This is a genomic window from Granulicella sp. S156, assembly GCF_009766105.1.
In the GTDB taxonomy this organism is placed as follows: domain Bacteria; phylum Acidobacteriota; class Terriglobia; order Terriglobales; family Acidobacteriaceae; genus Granulicella.
Window position 1 is genome coordinate 152,690 of the sequence record NZ_LMUH01000005.1, and the last position, 17,008, is coordinate 169,697.

Here is a 17,008-nt window from a genome sequence, read left to right on the forward strand (position 1 = left end):
GTTGGGACTGGGAGCCGTATCCTAGAGAGGTGGAACTCTTGTCTCAAACCCCGGCTCCGTTGTCCGAGATCGGCGCGAAAGCGCTGCAATGGAATGACCTGCAGCAACAGCTTGCCGAACGCGCGCAGTCGCCGTTAGGGCGTGCGTGTGTGCTGGCACTTCAGCCCTCAGCCGAGTTGGCCTGGATTGAACAACAACAGCAACGCACCGCAGAGATGCGCCGCCTGATTACAGGCGGAGGCGGGTTTCAGTTTCGTGGCATCTTCGATCCGTCCGACGTGCTGGACAAGGCACGGATCGAAGGCTCGGCGCTGGAGCCTGCGGAGTTGCTGTCAGCGCTGGCATTGGCGGAGCGCGTCGAGGCTTGGCGGCAGGTGATTCTTGCCCCTCCGGGTGCGGTGCAGGGCAAGTGGCCCGCTATCGAAGAGCTGTCGGCGCCGTTGTTGATGCACGACCTGGGCGATTTGGTGCGCTTCTTGCGCGGGAAGATCGAGGCTGATGGCAGCTTGAGCGATGATGCTTCGCCGGAGCTGCGTCGCATCCGCCGGGCCATGGAGCGGCAGCATCGCGCGATCGAAGACAGCCTGCGCCGGGCCCTGGCAAAGCTATCCGAAGGCGGCAGCACGCAGGATGACCTCATCACAGTGCGCGGCGAGCGCTTCGTCATCCCTGTGAAGGCCGAGTTTAAACGCAAGGTTGGCGGCGTGGTGCACGGTTCAAGCTCCAGCGGCCAGACTGTGTTTGTTGAGCCGATGGAGACGATCGAGCAGAACAATGAGCTGGTGCGGCTGCTCGACGAAGAGCAGGCTGAGGTGCATCGGATTCTAGTGGCGATGACGCGCGCGGTGTCGGCGCAGGCCCAGCCGTTGTTGTTGGGCGCTGCCATACTCGCGGAGGCCGATGCGCACCAGGCCGTAGCGCGCTTTGCGGAAGAGCTCGCGTGTGTGCGGCCGGTGTTTGTCTCCGCAGATGTTCGAGAGGATGAAGCCGCCGGCAATGAGCTTGAACTACTGGCCGCGCGGCATCCCTTGTTGGAGCTGCGGCTACGCGAACAAGAGGCGAGCATTGTGCCCCTGACGATTGCGCTGCCTCTGGGGATGCGGCAGATGATCGTGAGCGGGCCGAACACCGGCGGCAAGACCGTTGCGCTCAAGACCGCAGGTCTACTCGCATTGATGGCCCAGGCGGGAATTCCTGTCCCTGCGGAGCGTGCGCGGCTGCCGCTGTTTACAGCGATCTATGCGGATATCGGCGATGCGCAGTCGATTGAGCAGAACCTGTCCACCTTCTCGGCTCACGTCGTCAATGTCGACCGCATTGCGCGCATCGCCGATGACACGTCACTGGTCCTGCTCGATGAGCTGGGCTCCGCGACCGATCCTGAAGAAGGTGCGGCACTGGCCGTCGCCGTGGCGGAGCACTTTCTCGTCCGCCGCGCGTGGTGCATCATCACGACGCATCTCACCTCGCTGAAGGTTTACGCGACCAAGCACGAGGGCGTGCTGAATGCGGCGGTCGGCTTCGACGAAGCGCGGCTTGCGCCGACCTACGAGCTGCGGCTTGGTGTGCCCGGAGCTTCAGCGGGATTGAACATCGCCGCGCGGCTGGGCCTCGATCCCGCGATCGTTGCGAATGCGCGCGCGCAGATGACCACGCAGCAGATCGATATCGGCCGGTTTCTCGATGAGCTCCATGCTCAGCTGGCAGCGGCGAAGGACGAACGCTCAGGGCTTGCGGAGCTGCAGAAAAAATTGGACGCGGAGCGCACGAAATTGGCGATCGAAGGCCGCGCCGAGCAGCAGGCACGCACGCGTGAGCTGGAGCGGCAACTCAAGTCGCTGATCGAGGACTTCGAGTCACAGCTTCGTGACACGGTGAAAGCCATCGACGACAAGACTGTCGCGCAGAAGATTGCGCGCGATTCTGCGCTGCGCATCGCGCAGTTGCGGCGCGAGTTTTCGGAGCAGTTTCAGTCCACTGTGGTGGCACATGCTGAAAGCGATCAGGGGGGTAAGAAGAAGGCAGCGGACCGTCAGCGCGAGCCTGCTGTAGGCGATCTCGTGCGGCTGAAGTCGCTGGGGCGCGAAGGCCGCGTGGCGCGGGTGATCGATGCGAAGACGCTGGAGGTTGCCGTCGGCGCGATGAAGATGCGCGTGCCGCGCAGCGATATCGCAGAGGTTGTGGCCGTAGCAAAGGAAACCCCAGTGCAAAGCGCGCGTCGGCGTGGCGGCGTTACGGTTTCAACTTCGAGCGGCTCAGACGATGCAGAGTATATGACCTCCGAGATCAACGTCATCGGCCGCACTGCGGACGAGGCTGAGAGCGAGGTCGAACGCTTCGTGGAGCGCGCATTTCTGGCAGGGCTGCCGAGCATCCGCGTAGTGCACGGCGTCGGCATGGGCATACTGCGGCGGACGCTGCGAGAGTTCCTGCGGAACCATCCGCATGTAGCTTCTGTGACGGAGCCACCATATAACGAGGGCGGCCAGGGCGCGACAATGGTGGAGCTGCGGCAGTGATGATTCGATCGCCGCTGTTTTTGCTGCTGACGTTGCTTTTGTTTTTCTAGTTTGTCATTCCGAGCGCAGCGAGCGAACCTGCTTTCTCCCGTTCTTCGCTCGTGCCAGCACAAAGCCGGCTTTCACCACTCCGCCGCAAAATCCTCCCATGTTGGATTGACCTTTTCAATCAGTGTGATCTTCTTGTCGCGAGTCCAGTCCTTAAGCTCCTTCTCACGCGCAATAGCGTTGCGGACGTATTAAAACCGTTCGAAGTACACCAACCGTTGAATGTTGTATTGAGCCGTATATGCTCCCGGTTTCATCTCACGATGCTCTGCGATGCGGCGGATCAGGTCGTTCGTCATCCCGATGTAGAGATTTCGTGACCGGCTGCTCAGAATGTAAACGTAGAACTGGTATTCACGTTTTTGCATCGCAAGCAGTGTAACTAGTGTTAAGAAAAAGCGGGAGAAAGCAGGTTCGCTCGCTGCGCTCGGAATGACAAACTAGAAAAACAAAAATAAAAACAACGTCAACAGCAAGTTTCTACCGATGGGCTGTCGCCGTTGCCTTCTGAGCGATACCACGCGTGGCCTCAAAGTAAACCCCGCAGGCGCTGACAACAATACGTCCCGGCGCAACCAGCAGGATCGAGTCACCGGGCACCTCGGTGGAAGCTCCGGTAATGTCGGCATCCTCGTGCTGCAGATCTACCTCCAACACCTTCGGCGAATGAATGCCGAGCTGTTCGAAGTCAGCACCAGCGCTCTCCTTGCGAAACTCCTTGTCCGTCACCTGGCGTGTGTCGATGTCTTCAAGCGGCACCGGGCCGCCGCGCCAGCGCATCGTCTTATTGCCATAGGTCAGCGTCGAACCGACCAGCGGCTGCGCCTGCTCGGAACTCCAGCAGGCAGTATTTTTTGTGGGCAGCACACGCGTAATTCGCCACGTGCCAGCCAGTTGCGAAGGCAGCGGTTCGGCGGAAGTCGTGGCGGCCATCGTCGTTGCCATCAGTGCGGCGCACGCAGCTGTTCTGACAGTCGTACCCCAACGCATGAAAGATGTCTCTCCTGAATCTGCGGCTGTTGCGCAGCAGTATCTATATAGATTAAGTACTCAGATGCGGGGAGACAAGGAGAGTGTTGGCTTCACTTCGCAGGTGAAGCAACAATGTCGTTGGCCCAATAGGATTCGCGGTGGCGTACCGCCGCCGAAGGGTACTCGGGAATCTTCACGCTGAGCCTGTGCAGGCCAGGCGCAGCGGCATGGCTGCCCAAAGCGTCTGCCGGAAACTTCGGCACAAAGCTTAATAAGTAGTAGTTGTGGACGTGGTTGGACAGCGTGCTCAGGCTGCGATCGAAGCCGCGCTGCGTGGTGAAGTTGATGTATTCGCCACCGGAGAGGCCGGCGAACTCCTTCGGAGCATTCTTGCGCGTGGCCTCGACAGCCATCACCATCAGGGGAATCAAGTTCATGGTAGCTCCCGGTGGTGGGCCATGCTCTACTTCGTCGACCAATTGCGATTTGACTGGAGAAAATGACACGGTGTCCACCACGGTGTTCGAGCTGCCCAGCTCGCGGATTACGTCGGCGGCTTTCATGTCGCTGCCATGGTCGCGTGTCTCGCTGATAAGCAGAATGGCGCGGCGCCCTGGGGTGTGGTGGCTATCGAGCAGCGTGTTCGCGTAGTCGACCGCATCGAAGATCGTGTCACCGTCGTCGTCCTTGCATGGAGCCAGCTTGTCCAAGGCTCTGTCTCGTGCCGCAGGATCGCGTGTGAAACCGGAGATCAGCTCCTCGCCTGTACCGAACTGCACGACCGCAGTGTCGGTTGGGGCTTCCCCGACCAGCGCCGTGATCATAGTCACCAGACCGCGCAACTTCGGGAACTCGCGCTCCGCCGAGCGCGAACACTGCACCACAACCACGAGCGAAAGAGGGCGTGCATCGTTTGTCGTATCTTCCAGGCGAGCATCTTGCCGCACGCCGTTATCTTCGGTGATGAACTGGGAGGCCTTGAGCCCATAGATCACTTCGCCCTTGCCGGTTTCGACGGTCGTGGGCACAAGGACAAGCTGCGACTGCACCTGTAAGGTCGGTGTCGACGGCTGATTCTGGCCTGCGGTTTGGGCATGCAGCCCCAGCGCTGTACCGAAGAGCAGGAGGCTGGCAAGACGACAGCGCATGGAACAAGTGTAAGGGGACTGGTTACCTGGGGTTGGTATGGGGTCGTTTTTGGGTGTCCGCTGGGGGTAGCTCCATCCCCGTTCGCTGCAAAATATCGCCGTTCGCTGTTTTCTCGGGGACTTCCTGGGGCTGGGTGACTAGGCTGGACGATGCAGGGGAACCGTGCCTTGGATTCATGGCGAAGCGCAAGAGGCGAACCCCGCAAAGTACTTCTTGGGCTATGACTTAGCAGTGTAGGCTTAGATACGACACGGTCGCCGCCAGTAAGGTCAGTGGCGAACCCTTCAGGAGATATTAAAGATATGGCAAAGGCAACGAAGCTCTTTGAAAAAGGTGTGGTCCTCGGCGCAAAGGCTGGCTGGAGTGTATTCAACAAGCTGAATTCGATCAGCCCCAACAAGAGCTTTACGCCCAAGTGGAGCGATAAGCCCCTGCTGAAGTCTTACCAGAAGGAAAAGCCGCCTCTCGGCTGGCCCCGTACGACCGACTCGCTCTGCCCCAAGTGCGTTCCTGAGATTCGCCAGCAGATCGTCGACGGCAAGCTGCCCCACGAGATCCTTCTCAATGAGAAGGTCGGCGAGATCAAGGCCCAGATCATCGAGCGCGACGGCCAGATCCTGATGGTCAAGGACTGCCCGATCCACGGCCACTTTGAAGACGTCATGTCCATCGACACGGCCTTCTTCAAGCATCTCGAAGAGGTCTTCCCGGGCCGCGACATCCGCGCCCACAACGATGAGAAGCTGCACAACCACGGCACGTCGACCGTTACCCACGGCCGCGGTTCGGTGCTCACCATCGATCTCACCAATCGCTGCAACATGATGTGCGATCCCTGCTTCATGGACGCCAACCAGGTCGGCTTCGTCCACGAACTTACGTGGGACGAGATCAAGACCATGCTCGACAACGCGGTCACCATCAAGCCCAAGCGCCAGATGTCGGTACAGTTCTCGGGCGGCGAGCCCACGCTGAGCCCCTACTTCCTCGACGCGGTTGCCTATGCCCGCAAGGTCGGATACACCTCGGTGCAGGCTGCGACCAACGGCATCGAGTTCGCGAAGTCCAAGGAGTTCTCGAAGGCTGCTGCTGAAGCGGGTCTGCGCTACGCGTACCTGCAGTTCGACGGTATCGGCAATGCGGCGAACTCGCATCGCAAGGTCGGCAACTCGTTCGATGTGAAGCTCCAGGCGATCCACAACTTGCATGAGGCTGGTGTGGATATCGTTCCCGTCACCTGCATCATCAACGGCATCAACAACGAGCAGGTTGGCCGCATCATCGAGTTCGCTCTCGACAACCCCAAGAAGATCAACTTCCTCAGCTTCCAGCCGGTCAGCTTCACGGGCCGCGACGAAGAGGTCTCCGACGAGCGCCGCATGGCGCAGCGTTACACGCTCAGCCACCTTGCGCATGACGTCAAGAACCAGACCGGTCTCGGCGAGCCTGTTCGCGACTGGTTCCCCATCAGCTTCATGTCGACCTTCAGCGACTGGGCCGATCTGGTGCACGGACCGAACCACGACTGGGGCCAGCTCTCCTGCGGCTGCCACCCGAACTGCGGCATCGGCATGGCGCTGATGATCGATAAGGAAACCAAGGAAGCTGTGCCCGTTACGGCATTCCTCAACGCCGACCGTTTGGCCAAGGACATCGCCCGCGTCAATGACGCAGCCCGTGGCAAGTACCTGACCATGCTGGGCGCCGGCCTTGCGCTCATCCGCAACTACGAGCCGAAGAACGCTCCCACCCACTTCAGCATCTTCTCGCTGCTGACCAAGTTCGATAAGTGCTTCGGCGCGACCGGCCGCAACTACGGCAAGGTCACTGCGGACCGCACCCAGGCAGACATCGAGAAGCGCCGCGCCGATCGTTGGAACTTCCTCTTCATCGCCGGCATGTGGTTCCAGGATCTCTTCAACTACGACTTCCGCCGTACCGAGCAGTGCATCATCCCGTACGCGACGCAGGAGGGCGAGATCAGCTTCTGCGCGTACAACACGGGTGTGGGCTGGCGCAACATCATCGAGAAGATGCACATGACCTCGTCGCTCACCAAGTGGTATGAGGAGCACGGGCGGCATGAGATCTTCGCGGGTGGCAAGAAAGTCGGCCTGGAGAAGGAAGCCAAGTACGACCTCGTGCTCAACCAGGAGCATGTGGACTCGGCTGCCAACGACACCTTCGACAAGAGCGGCATCGCCAAGAACGCGCGCGAAGAGAAGATCCGCGCACGCGACGCGAAGCTGAAGCAGGACGCCGAAAACGCTCGTATGGCCAAGCTGTATCGCAAGGAGATCCTCCAGGAGCCTGAAATGCCTGGTGGCTTTGTTGCAATCGGCGAGATCGGTGGCCTGGGCGGCATCAAGCCCGCAGCCCCAGTCAGCAAGGCTGAGGTTGTCAGCAGCATCGAAGAGACCGTAGCCGGCGACTAGGTACTGCGTATGCTGGACGCGCTTCGCGCAATAAGCAATGACAAAAAGGCCACCCGCAAGGGTGGCCTTTTGTCATTGTTAGGGTATCCGGTCTTCTTCGATCATCTCGACCCATAGTTGTAGTGTTAGATCTTCTCGTTCGGGGACACCAAGCTGCCAGCGTAACTCGGTCGAGTAACGGCTTCTAAGTAGATCAAGGTTGAAGGGAACAGTCCGAGCGAGGAATCGAAGGTCGTCGCGATCCTTCTGACTATTCCTTTCGAGTTTGGAAAGAGCCAGATCATAAGGGTCAAGAGCCATCAGTCGAAGATACCTGTAGGTGCCTGAGAACATCTCGGTGAGCCGATCTTCATAGTTCTCAGGGACATGGGCTACTCCAACCCGATCGAGGTAGACACGGTACTTCTTGTGAAGCGATCCTCCGCGAACACCAAGATTCATTATGGTTTCGGCAGCATTGCGAGGAGCAAGTTCCACCACATCTACGTCGGCTGTAGGACGATCTAGTCCATACATCTGTGTAACCACGAAACCGCCAATGCAATCGAGGCGAACGGCTGTGTCGACCGCGGAATCCAACTTCTGGAGAAAGGAATTCCATGGTTCGGGCGGTCTGTTAGGCGATGGCATGGTCCAGTTGCTCCACTGTGAGATCGGACAGCAGATTCCAATGCTCTGCCGTCTTTGATCGATGCGTTCGCAGCCACGTTCGCTCGACTTGTGTCATCGATTCCTTGCAGAGAGTGTCCTCTGCCGCTAGTCGCGACCGCTCCAATGTTTTGAGCGGCTGCACGAGCTGGGTTGCGACATCGGAACGATCCAGTCTCTGAGCGCATTGCGTCGCCAGATCGACAACAAAGCCGAGGCGGTTTTGGCGATCATAGACTTTGGCGTTGAGGGCCAGCCAAACCCAATCCATCTGAGGGAAGGCGAGCGGTAGCCAGGGTAGCGCTTCCACGACACGAGAGTCGAGGTCTTGCGTATCCAGTGCCTCCATCAACAACTCCGCAGGATTGGACTTCGTCGTCGCTCGCAGATAAGCAAATCCCGGATACCCGAGTGAGCCCAATTGCTTTTTGAACCAACCCGGATTGCGAGAGTGCTGCCGGTATTCAGCCAAGGGTAGAGCTGTCGGAGGCACATCAAAGACTCGCACCGCACGCGATGCCAGATCGGCGGAGACAATACGAGTTCCCCGCTCCACCATCGACAGGTAGGCCTGCGTAACTCCAAGTCGCTCTGCGGCGTCATTCTGAGTCCAGGAGAAAGCCAGACGCACGCTTTTTAGTTCGTCGCCAGTCATTAGATTAAATATAACAAATAATGTTATATTTAATCTAATGACTGGCGACGTATTGAAGAAAGGGAACCCTTCGAAAGATATTCGGCCAAGATGCTGATTTATCCGTAGATGAACTTGAGTGCCAGACTTCCTTCTTTTCTCTGTACACTGCCGCCATGCAGTTTCTGCTGAACCATCCCTTTCTCTTCTGCCCGGTCGTCGTCCTCTTCCTGTTTGCTGGAAGTCTGTTCGGCTCATGGATTCGTTCTCGGCGGACCAATGCGGTTGAGCATGATTCTGGCTCCTACAAGACGCTCGAAGGCGCGGTGCTGGGACTATTGGCTCTGCTGCTTGGCTTTAGCTTTGCGATGGCCGTCAACCGCTACGATCTGCGCAAACAGTTGGAGGTCGAAGAGGCCAACGCCATCGGCACCACCTGGCTGCGCACCGACACCCTGGCCGAACCCGCACGCGGTGCCGAGCGGCAGTTGCTCAAGCAATACGTTCCTGCGCGCCTGGAGTTCGTAGCCGCCGGAAACGATGCCGATGCGGTGCAGCACAGCCTTGCGCAGAGCAGCGAGCTTCAAGCGCAGATATGGGCGATCGCCTCTGGAGATACCGCGGCCCATCGCGATCCCGTCACTGCGCTCTTCGTCTCATCGCTCAACGACACGATCGATGTCACGGAGAAGCGAACCGCCGCGCTGGAGAATCGTATCCCGGCGATGACGTGGGCGATGCTGCTGTTCATGGGATTCGTTTCGAGTGCGCTGGTCGGCATCAGCGTCACGTCGCGGTCGAAGCTGTTGCTCGCCATCCTGCCCCTGGTCGTGGGTGTCGTCCTTACGCTCATTCTTGATCTCGATAGCCCACGTTCCGGCTTCATTCGCGTGCACCAGAACAGCATGATGCGAGTCGCGGAGATGGTTGCTGCTTCGAAATAAGGGCATACGCAAGACTTTGCCCCGTGAACAACCTGATACCCCTGTTGTTCTCTGAGTAGCTTTTCCAAGGCCCATTGCGTCAATCTGGCATTGGCATATACAGCCACGGGGGGTCTTGCCATGAGCATCTTCACGACAAAACGGTACGTGGGGTTCTTTCTATTGTTGGCTGCCCTGGTCTCAGCAACCGCAAAGGCGCAGGTCGGAATCTACGCTATGGGCAGTCTCGGCCATATCGGAGGCGTCGATACGGGTGGGGGCAGCAGTGGCAGCCTGACGGGCGGCGGCGGCACCTTCGGCGTCTATGACAACTTCGTACGTCTCGGTCCATTGAACTTTGGTGGTGACGCGCGCTATGAGACGCAGTCGTCCAGCGACGGTCATATTAACCAAGGACTCGCTGGGCTGCGGTTGGCGCTGCGTGCACCCATCCTCCAGCCTTACGTGCAGGCCGAGGTCGGTGGCGGCGGCACGAACTATGGCACCAACACGGGCAGCTTCGTCAGCCAGTTTCAGTTTGGCGCGGACTACACTCTCATACCCCACATAGCCCTACGCGGTGAGTATGGCATCGGTCGCCTGAGCGCTGTCTTCGGCTCCGGCCACCAGACAGTGCAGCAGTTCGGCATCGGCGTGGTGGTGCGTTTGTTCTGAAGACGCCCTGCCCTTAAAGCCTTGACGCAACGTTCGCAAAGGAAAGACGCAAAGTTTCGCAACGAATACTGTGGCGAAACTTTGCTCCCTTTGCGAACGTTGCGTCAAGGCTTTAGGGTGTTTGCCGTTCGCCACCTCTAGCGAGGCAGCTCCCGCAGGCCCTCGATCGTGAACTGCGCCGAGACATCTTTGCCGAGATCTGGCTGCCCACTACCAACAGTGATGGAATAAGCTCCCGCTCTTACTGCTCGTACGCCCTTCGCATCGACTTCAGACAACTGGCGCGGATCGAGCGTGAAGCTCACATGCCTGCTCTGTCCGGAAAGAAGATGGACATGCTCGAAGCCCTCCAGGGATCGCAGCGGAGAGACGCCATCCTGCGGCGGCGTCAGATACAGCTCCGCAACGTCATCGCCAGCGCGAGCACTCGTATTCTTCACGTCGGCTTCAACGTGCAGGGTGTCACCGGCATCGAGGTGTTCTTTGCTCAAATGCACATTGGAGTAGCTGAAGGTCGAGTAGCTCAGGCCATACCCAAACTCATACAGCGGCTTGCCCTTGAAGTAGCGATAGGTCCGGTTTGCCATGGAGTAATCGGTGAAGGGCGGCAGATCATTTGCGCTGCGATAAAAAGTAACCGGCAAGCGCCCGCTGGGATTGTTCTTTCCACTCAACGTCTCCGCAATCGCCTGTGCCCCAGCCTGTCCGGGGTACCATGCCTCAAGAATGGCGTCGGCATTCTCCTGGGCCCAATTCACCGCCACCGCCGAGCCACTGAGCAGCACGACCACCAGCGGCTTGCCACTTGCTTTGGCGGCTTCCAGCAATTGCTGCTGCGCGGGAGGCAGGCCAAGATCGGTGCGGTCGCCGCCCGAGAAGCCCGGGATGTCCACCCTCATCTCCTCGCCCTCCAGTTCAGGAGACAGCCCAACGAATGCCACAACGACATCTGCACGCTTCACTGCTTCCATCGCCTGGGCACGTAGTGGCTCGACAGGGGGAGTCCACCTCAGCGAAAATTCGCCGCCGAATAGCTCCGCCTTATGCGAGTACGTGATCTCAATCGCGTGTGGCCGGGTGTCGTCAAAGTGCAGCTTGGCGGTGGAAGAGCCCATGTCCTTGCCGTCGAATTTAATCGTGAACTTCTCTGCGCCATTAACAGGCCACCACTGCGCGTTCCGTGGAGCGACGAGATAGTCGCCGGGCGCAGGCACTTGTAGGGTGCCGCTCCAGCGCACTGAGAAGGCCTTCATGTTGAGGGAGGGGACAGGCGATGCTGCATCCCAGTCGAAGTCGAGTTGCCGGTCTACGCGCGAGAACGCCGGCGGGCCCTGCAAGCTGTCATTGTTGAAGTACTCGGCCTTCAGGCCCTGCTCCTGCGAGCCCTGTGCGGCACGGAACTGGGTCCTTGGAATCACCACTGCCGCGCCTTCAGCATAGGGCGAGCCCTGTTCATACAGCACCTTGGCACCGCTGAATTCACGCGCGATGCCGTCGACCGGCATGATGGGGTCTTTAGGTATCGCGTTGTAGTTGCCTTCGATGGCGGAAAGTGAGGAGGCATTGGGCCCGATCACCGCGATGGTCTTCACATGCGTGTCCAGCGGCAGTGTGTGATGTTCGTTTTTCAGCAGCACTACCGCCTCGCGCGCGGCCTGCAGGGCCAGTTCGGTGTGGGCGGGCGACATGTTTTCCGTGATGGGCATGGACGCGTACTTGACCTTAGCGGACGGGTCAAAGAGACCCAGCTTGAATCGCGCGAGGAACAGGCGGCGCAGAGAAACATCGAGCTCGCTCTCCTGAATCATTCCCTTGCGGACGGCGCTGGCGAGGTTCTTGCTATAGGTTTCACCGCAGTTGGTGTCGGTGCCGGCGCGAATGCCGGCGACCGAGGCCTGTTCCGCATCCTTGGAGTACTTGTGCCCGTCCTTCTCGAAGAAGTTGTCGATCGCGCCGCAGTCGGAGGTAACAAACCCCTTAAATCCCCAATCGCCGCGCAGAACCTCGCCCAGCAGCAGATCGCTGGCGCATGCGGGTTTGCCATCGATCGCGTTGTAGGCGCACATAATGCTGTCAGCCTTGCCTTCGACGATCGTGGCTCGGAACGCGGGAAGGTAGGTGTCCCACAGATCGTGAGCGCTAGGATCGACGTCGAAACGATGGCGCTCGCTCTCCGGGCCGCTATGGACGGCGAAGTGCTTCGGTGTTGCAATGGCGCGATAGTAATTAGGATCGTCGCCTTGTATCCCTTTGACGAATGCGGTCCCGAGCCGGGCTGTCAGGAAGGGATCTTCGCCGTAGGTCTCTTGTCCACGTCCCCAGCGCGGGTCGCGAAAGATGTTGATGTTCGGTGACCAGATCGTCAGCCCGTAGAAGATGGAGCGCAGACCGTGAGCGACAGCGTCGTTGTACTTGGCGCGCGCCTCCGTAGAGATGACCCCGCCAATCTGGTGGAGCAGCGGCTCATCGAAGGTGGCCGCCATGCCCACGGCCTGCGGAAACAGCGTCGCATAGCCGGAACGCGCAATACCGTGGAGGCCTTCACTCCAGTAGTCGTACTCCGGAACGCCAAGCCGCGGGATCGCAGCCGCGCTGTTGACCAACTGCGCGGCCTTCTCGTCGAGCGTCATGCGTCCGACCAGATCGGAGACTCGCTGCTCTGCGGGCAGCGTCGTGTCCTGGTAGGGCAGCAGCGAAGTCTTTGCCTCAGGAAACGAGGGGCTTTGGGCCGACGCGTAGTAACCGCCCATCAGTAACGCTAGCGCAGCTATGCGCACGACATTTCGATTCACTGACATGTTTAATCCTTTTCTCTGTCGCAAGATGGATCGCGTGGCTGATTGCTTAGGACCCTCAGAGCTTTGTCACGCAAGTCCCCCAGTTTTACCTGGGTAACTATCCGAATCTTTCAAGCTGAAGATAATTTTTAGCACACAACTAAAATTACTGTCATGCCTGCCCAGCGTGATGCCGTAAATTTACGGCAAAATATCGATTATCTATGGGCGTAAATGCAGAAAGGAGGCTCGAGGAGCCTCCTTAATAGTTCGAATATGAGCTATATATTTCGTATCTTGAATATAAATCGCGTGGTACTGCAGTTGTTCTCATGAGTTCACCCCTAGAGATGTCATTTCGACCGACCAACGGGAGTGGAGAAACCCCCTTGATGCAGAGCGTGATGCAAATGTCTGTGCGCGCTTTGCGTCTAGAAACCCTGTATTTCGTGGGTAGAAATGACAAGCTTGGGAGCCAGCTCATGACTACAACTGTGGTGCCTGGTGGGCCGGTGCAGGTTGGCGCTACGAGACTGTTACGAAACTCCCTGGTCGGTGGAAGATTGTAGCGCTGGCCCACCTGTGAGTTGGCAGCAAACCGGAAGTTAGATGACGAGAAGGAGCGTTTACCAGGACCCATCTCGCCACAAGTAGACTTTTCGTGGAACCTGCCTCCCAGAACTTGCGTATTGGTGGGAAAGCGCACTCATCACAGCAGGTTTGGAAGGTATCCAAAGAATGCCTCATGCTCTCCGGTTGCTCGTCTGCTCAGTTCTCCTTTGTATAGGCTCTGCTGAGACGCAGCACAACCCTGCGCCCACATCTATAAGCGTCCTTCTTTCCTATGAGGAGCCCGCACTGGGGACTGCGAGGTTGGCATTGGATTATGCTGCTCCCTTCGATCCTGCCAAACCGACAGTGCTCGTGATCGCCGATGGACAGCAGTTTTACGTCCGTACAGGGGCGATGAAGGCACTAAGAGAAAGCACCTTCGGAGACGCCGTGAACGTGGTCGGCATCATCACACGAGGTACAACCCCGGCCTTTATCGACGCCACGCTCAGCAGTGACGGCAAACCAGATTGGCCGAAAGCGTGGAAGGTGTTCAACAGCGGCGAGTGGGTCCGTGACGTTGAATCTGTGCGCAGAGCCCTTGTTGGAGAACAAGGCCGAGTCTATCTCTATGGGCGCTCCGGGGGAGCCTACCTCGTTCACCAGTACCTCTCACAGTATTCGGACCACGTAGAGCGCGTCTTCACGCAATCGGCTGTAAATCCATACCTGAACGCCGAGCTTGGTATCCCGCTGGACACCTTCTGGAGCGATCTCGGCAGGCAAGACACCACGCTTCAAGAGCAGTTGCAGTCCGCGCTAAAGGCCCACCCGGAAGAGCGCATCGGGATTCTCATGACGCTCCAGCGACAGCATTTTTTCGTATCGGCGGACAAGATCGCCGCTGCACGAGCCGACCTGATCCATGCTCTCGCGGCGGGAAATATGGGAGCGTACCGAACGGCTCGCAAGGATTATCAGGTCGATGATATGGCCGCGATGTACGCCTCCAAAGACATCATTCCGCAGGATGTCCGTGTCTTGGAATTGATCGCCCCTAGTGGCGCATTCGACCATCTTGGGGACGGAGAGCTCTATCCTTTGGCAGAGACACAAGCGTTCGAGATCAAGCCACTCCTCGACATGCTGCACGCTGGGAAGGTCACCGTGCCACCCTTCGACTTTGCTGCCCTACACCGTTGCCCGGCCGACGTGTTTGTGCTGGCGGGGCGCTATGACGAAGCTGTGGACTATCGCACAGAGATTGCGCTGGCCAGCGCATATCCCCACCACTTCCTGTTCATCGCTGATGACAACCATGTCTTTAGCGCCCTGACAGCCAATGGAGCTTCTATGAGCCTCATCAGCACCTTCTTTGCCCAGGGATCACAGTCACAGGCTTTCGCAAATGCTGTGCGTGACTCACAACGATACCGCTGGGTCGAAAAGTAGCGAGGCGAGCGGATTAGTAGGGGATGATCGACGAGTTTCGTAACAGGCTCACTACTGGGCGTGCGTCACAACCTCGCGAGTATGCGTTGAAGTGCGTACTTCCGGGGTGCTGCCGTCATTCAGCACGACCTCGGTTGGAGGAGCCTCCACTAGAACACGCGCCGTCGCATTGCCAAACCCCGCCACACGCATGCGCGATGTCGTACTGAAGGTGCCGGAGCGGATCGTAAGAGGCACTTCTACCGCGGCAGCGCCGTCGTTATGTGCGGTGACGGCCACCAGCCAGCCGGCGCTGTGGCCCTGGCCTGCCGGCAGTAGACGCGGTGTTACGTCGGTGATCGAAAGATCGGGGAGGCCGCGGTCGTGCAGCACCCAGTCGTCGAAGAACCAGTGCAGGTTAATAGGTTCTTTGCCGGTCTTCTCCAGCAACGCTTCGAAGGCGAGCACGTCCTGTTCCGGGGTTGTGGTGCCGGGAGTGCGGGTGCGCCAGGCGCGCAGCGCGAGTTGCAGCGGCTTGTCTCCGACGATACCCCGCAGCATCCACCAGACCGCCGCTGCCTTGCGGCGGTAGTAAAGCTCCGAGGTGGCTGCGATGAGCGGTTCGCCCGCAGGCTCAGGCTTGCCCGACTCGATGGCAGGCTCGGCGATGCCCACCGGCTGCATCAGCGCGGTGAGCTGCGCGACAGCAGCGTCGCGGCCCTGTTCGTGTTCGATCCACAACAGGCTGAAGAACTGTGCGAGACCCTCATCCATCCATGGCTGGCCGGTCTGTACCCAGGCATGGGTGAGGCTATGCACCAGGGCCGGCGATGAGTTCGATGCCGCCAGTGCGGCGATGGGAGCAACGAGCAGTGGGCCGTCTTCGAACGGCTGCCCGGAATGATCCAGGATCGTCAGGGCCGACAGCGGCTTTGGCCCGAGCCACTCCTCCAACAGGGGTGCGACACGCTCAGTGGAGTTGGTGAGCGGTGGCAGCGAACCATCGTCGGTGCTCTCGACAGCCAGCAGCGGATCGCCGTTCGCTGCGTCAGCACCTGGGTTCGGGGTCACCAGAGCGGGAGTCGAAGAGGAACTCGATGAGGAAGAGGACGACGAATTAGAAGAAGCCCCGGACGGAGTCACCGCAGGCGCTGCCGGCACGTCGGAAGGCGCAGCCAGGGGCGCCAGCATCGTCTCAGGCCGGTCCACCTGGAAGAGGCTCGGCATCCGGAAACCCAGAGGTTCGGCGGAGAACTCCGCTGTCGCAACGCCGGAACCCGCAGCGGTTGGGGTTTGGGCACTGTCGCTCAGCGCGACAAGAGGCTGGCGGCGTCCGCAGAAGTAAACCGCAACCGGCGGTTCGCCGGTGTACTCGATCCCCAGCCGCAGATGGATCGTCGCCGAGGACTCCCGCAGTTTCATGCGCCCGACAGCGTTGAAGAGCTGATTACCGTCGCCGAGAAAGAGCTGCGGCGAGGCCACCGGGTACCACAGCACATCCCCAAAGCCGCGTAAAGCAGTTCCTTCTGGAGAGATCGCGTCCCAGTCGGAGGCGATTGCCTGCTCGTGCGAAGCGCCGATGCGCTCCAGCCGGCCGCCGTTGGCTGCGATCGTTCCGGAGTAAAACAGGCTCAAGGTCAGGGACCTGCCGGAGGCGAGAGGCGTGGGCAGCGTGATGATCGCCTCGTTCGCTTGGCCGCTGTGGTCGGCGTCGGTGTCGAGCATATGCTGCGTCAGGTCGAGAGGTTTGCTGCCGGCATTGGAGACGAGCGTTGCCGTCTCCCAATTAAGAGTGGACGAAATCTGCAGTGCGAGCCGCGTTAGCGGTTCCGTGCCGTCGTTGCGGAGAGTGAGGCGTACGCGCATGGCCAGCCGCGAGGTCGCTGGGACGAGGCGTGCATCGAGATCGTAGGCCGTAAAGGTAAGGGCAGAGCGCTCAAGGTCCGTGAGCTCCGGCCCGGTCGGTTTATCCGCGGGTTTGGCGAGGACCGTGCGCCCATTGGCTTCGGACTCGGGCGTCGCCGCAGGGGGCGTGCCGTGGCTCTGGAAGAGGACCTGGCCTTTGGGTGGGGGTGGCGGCTCCGGAGGGGTGGTGTCCTGTGTGGAGGCCGGTGCGGCGGGCTGTGCAGTAGTGGTTTGTGCGCGGGCAAGGCCGGCAAAACCCAGATCTAAACCCAGCCCGGCCAGCGCGAGCGTAGCCGCGACTGCGCAAGGCAGTCGTTTCAAACTCAAAGTCAATGATTCC

12 protein-coding genes are annotated in these 17,008 nt (G+C 59.5%); 5 read left to right on the top strand and 7 right to left on the bottom strand.

All coding sequences use genetic code 11. The annotated features are described in order from the left end of the window. Positions 1 to 29: 29 nt before the first annotated feature. Positions 30 to 2,519 carry an endonuclease MutS2 gene (locus GSQ91_RS02875; protein WP_371417073.1) on the top strand — a complete coding sequence of 830 codons (2,490 nt, stop codon included), beginning with the start codon at positions 30 to 32 and terminating at the stop codon, positions 2,517 to 2,519. A 239-nt stretch (positions 2,520 to 2,758) separates the two neighbouring features. Here the strand turns inward: GSQ91_RS02875 and GSQ91_RS25795 are convergent, their stop codons facing one another. From GSQ91_RS25795 to GSQ91_RS02890, 3 genes are all read right to left on the bottom strand, one after another. Then, complete coding sequence (locus tag GSQ91_RS25795) at positions 2,759 to 2,935, bottom strand: GIY-YIG nuclease family protein (RefSeq protein ID WP_254064336.1); 177 nt, start codon at positions 2,933 to 2,935, stop codon at positions 2,759 to 2,761. 112 nt (positions 2,936 to 3,047) lie between these two features. Further along, positions 3,048 to 3,557, bottom strand: coding sequence for a hypothetical protein (locus tag GSQ91_RS02885; RefSeq protein ID WP_158819756.1), 510 nt, complete (start codon positions 3,555 to 3,557; stop codon positions 3,048 to 3,050). 92 nt (positions 3,558 to 3,649) lie between these two features. Beyond that, a complete protein-coding gene (locus GSQ91_RS02890) occupies positions 3,650 to 4,687 on the bottom strand; it encodes a VWA domain-containing protein (protein WP_158819757.1) in 1,038 nt (345 codons plus the stop codon). Between the two features lie 303 nt (positions 4,688 to 4,990). On the opposite strand from GSQ91_RS02890, the gene GSQ91_RS02895 reads away from it, so the two are divergent. Continuing rightward, on the top strand, positions 4,991 to 7,123 hold the full coding sequence (locus tag GSQ91_RS02895; RefSeq protein ID WP_158819758.1) for a radical SAM protein: 2,133 nt from the start codon (positions 4,991 to 4,993) through the stop codon (positions 7,121 to 7,123). A 78-nt stretch (positions 7,124 to 7,201) separates the two neighbouring features. Here the strand turns inward: GSQ91_RS02895 and GSQ91_RS02900 are convergent, their stop codons facing one another. After that, positions 7,202 to 7,753, bottom strand: a complete 552-nt coding sequence (locus GSQ91_RS02900; protein WP_158819759.1) for a DUF6036 family nucleotidyltransferase — start codon at positions 7,751 to 7,753, stop codon at positions 7,202 to 7,204. After that, positions 7,740 to 8,663, bottom strand: coding sequence for a helix-turn-helix domain-containing protein (locus GSQ91_RS02905; protein WP_371417074.1), 924 nt, complete (start codon positions 8,661 to 8,663; stop codon positions 7,740 to 7,742). Before GSQ91_RS02905 ends, GSQ91_RS02900 begins: the two co-directional genes overlap by 14 nt. On the opposite strand from GSQ91_RS02905, the gene GSQ91_RS02910 reads away from it, so the two are divergent. Both GSQ91_RS02910 and GSQ91_RS02915 read left to right on the top strand, forming a co-directional pair. After that, on the top strand, positions 8,582 to 9,349 hold the full coding sequence (locus GSQ91_RS02910) for a hypothetical protein (RefSeq protein ID WP_158819761.1): 768 nt from the start codon (positions 8,582 to 8,584) through the stop codon (positions 9,347 to 9,349). The genes GSQ91_RS02905 and GSQ91_RS02910 overlap by 82 nt on opposite strands. A gap of 120 nt (positions 9,350 to 9,469) precedes the next feature. Beyond that, entirely contained in the window at positions 9,470 to 10,003 is a 534-nt protein-coding gene (locus GSQ91_RS02915) for an outer membrane beta-barrel protein (RefSeq protein WP_158819762.1), read from the top strand. A gap of 137 nt (positions 10,004 to 10,140) precedes the next feature. Here the strand turns inward: GSQ91_RS02915 and GSQ91_RS02920 are convergent, their stop codons facing one another. Continuing rightward, positions 10,141 to 12,801: a glycoside hydrolase family 3 C-terminal domain-containing protein gene (locus tag GSQ91_RS02920; protein WP_254064337.1), complete on the bottom strand. Its 2,661-nt coding sequence runs from the start codon at positions 12,799 to 12,801 to the stop codon at positions 10,141 to 10,143. Positions 12,802 to 13,653: 852 nt separating this feature from the next. Between GSQ91_RS02920 and GSQ91_RS02925 the strand changes: the two genes are divergently transcribed. After that, positions 13,654 to 14,784, top strand: coding sequence for an alpha/beta fold hydrolase (locus GSQ91_RS02925; protein WP_158819763.1), 1,131 nt, complete (start codon positions 13,654 to 13,656; stop codon positions 14,782 to 14,784). Between the two features lie 51 nt (positions 14,785 to 14,835). Here GSQ91_RS02925 and GSQ91_RS02930 read toward each other — a convergent pair whose 3' ends face one another. Then, the gene (locus GSQ91_RS02930) at positions 14,836 to 16,995 is read right to left on the bottom strand and encodes a hypothetical protein (RefSeq protein ID WP_158819764.1); all 2,160 of its coding nucleotides are present in this window, start codon (positions 16,993 to 16,995) and stop codon (positions 14,836 to 14,838) included. Between the last annotated feature and the right edge of the window lie 13 nt (positions 16,996 to 17,008).

Coding starts and splice junctions, on each gene's coding strand:
- GSQ91_RS02890 (WP_158819757.1), bottom strand. CDS start 4,687: ATGCGCTGTCGTCTTGCCAGCCTCCTGCTCTTCGGTACAGCGCTGGGG.
- GSQ91_RS02915 (WP_158819762.1), top strand. CDS start 9,470: ATGAGCATCTTCACGACAAAACGGTACGTGGGGTTCTTTCTATTGTTG.
- GSQ91_RS02885 (WP_158819756.1), bottom strand. CDS start 3,557: ATGCGTTGGGGTACGACTGTCAGAACAGCTGCGTGCGCCGCACTGATG.
- GSQ91_RS02905 (WP_371417074.1), bottom strand. CDS start 8,663: ATGAGCCGAACAGACTTCCAGCAAACAGGAAGAGGACGACGACCGGGC.
- GSQ91_RS25795 (WP_254064336.1), bottom strand. CDS start 2,935: ATGCAAAAACGTGAATACCAGTTCTACGTTTACATTCTGAGCAGCCGG.
- GSQ91_RS02895 (WP_158819758.1), top strand. CDS start 4,991: ATGGCAAAGGCAACGAAGCTCTTTGAAAAAGGTGTGGTCCTCGGCGCA.
- GSQ91_RS02920 (WP_254064337.1), bottom strand. CDS start 12,801: ATGTCAGTGAATCGAAATGTCGTGCGCATAGCTGCGCTAGCGTTACTG.
- GSQ91_RS02910 (WP_158819761.1), top strand. CDS start 8,582: ATGCAGTTTCTGCTGAACCATCCCTTTCTCTTCTGCCCGGTCGTCGTC.
- GSQ91_RS02900 (WP_158819759.1), bottom strand. CDS start 7,753: ATGCCATCGCCTAACAGACCGCCCGAACCATGGAATTCCTTTCTCCAG.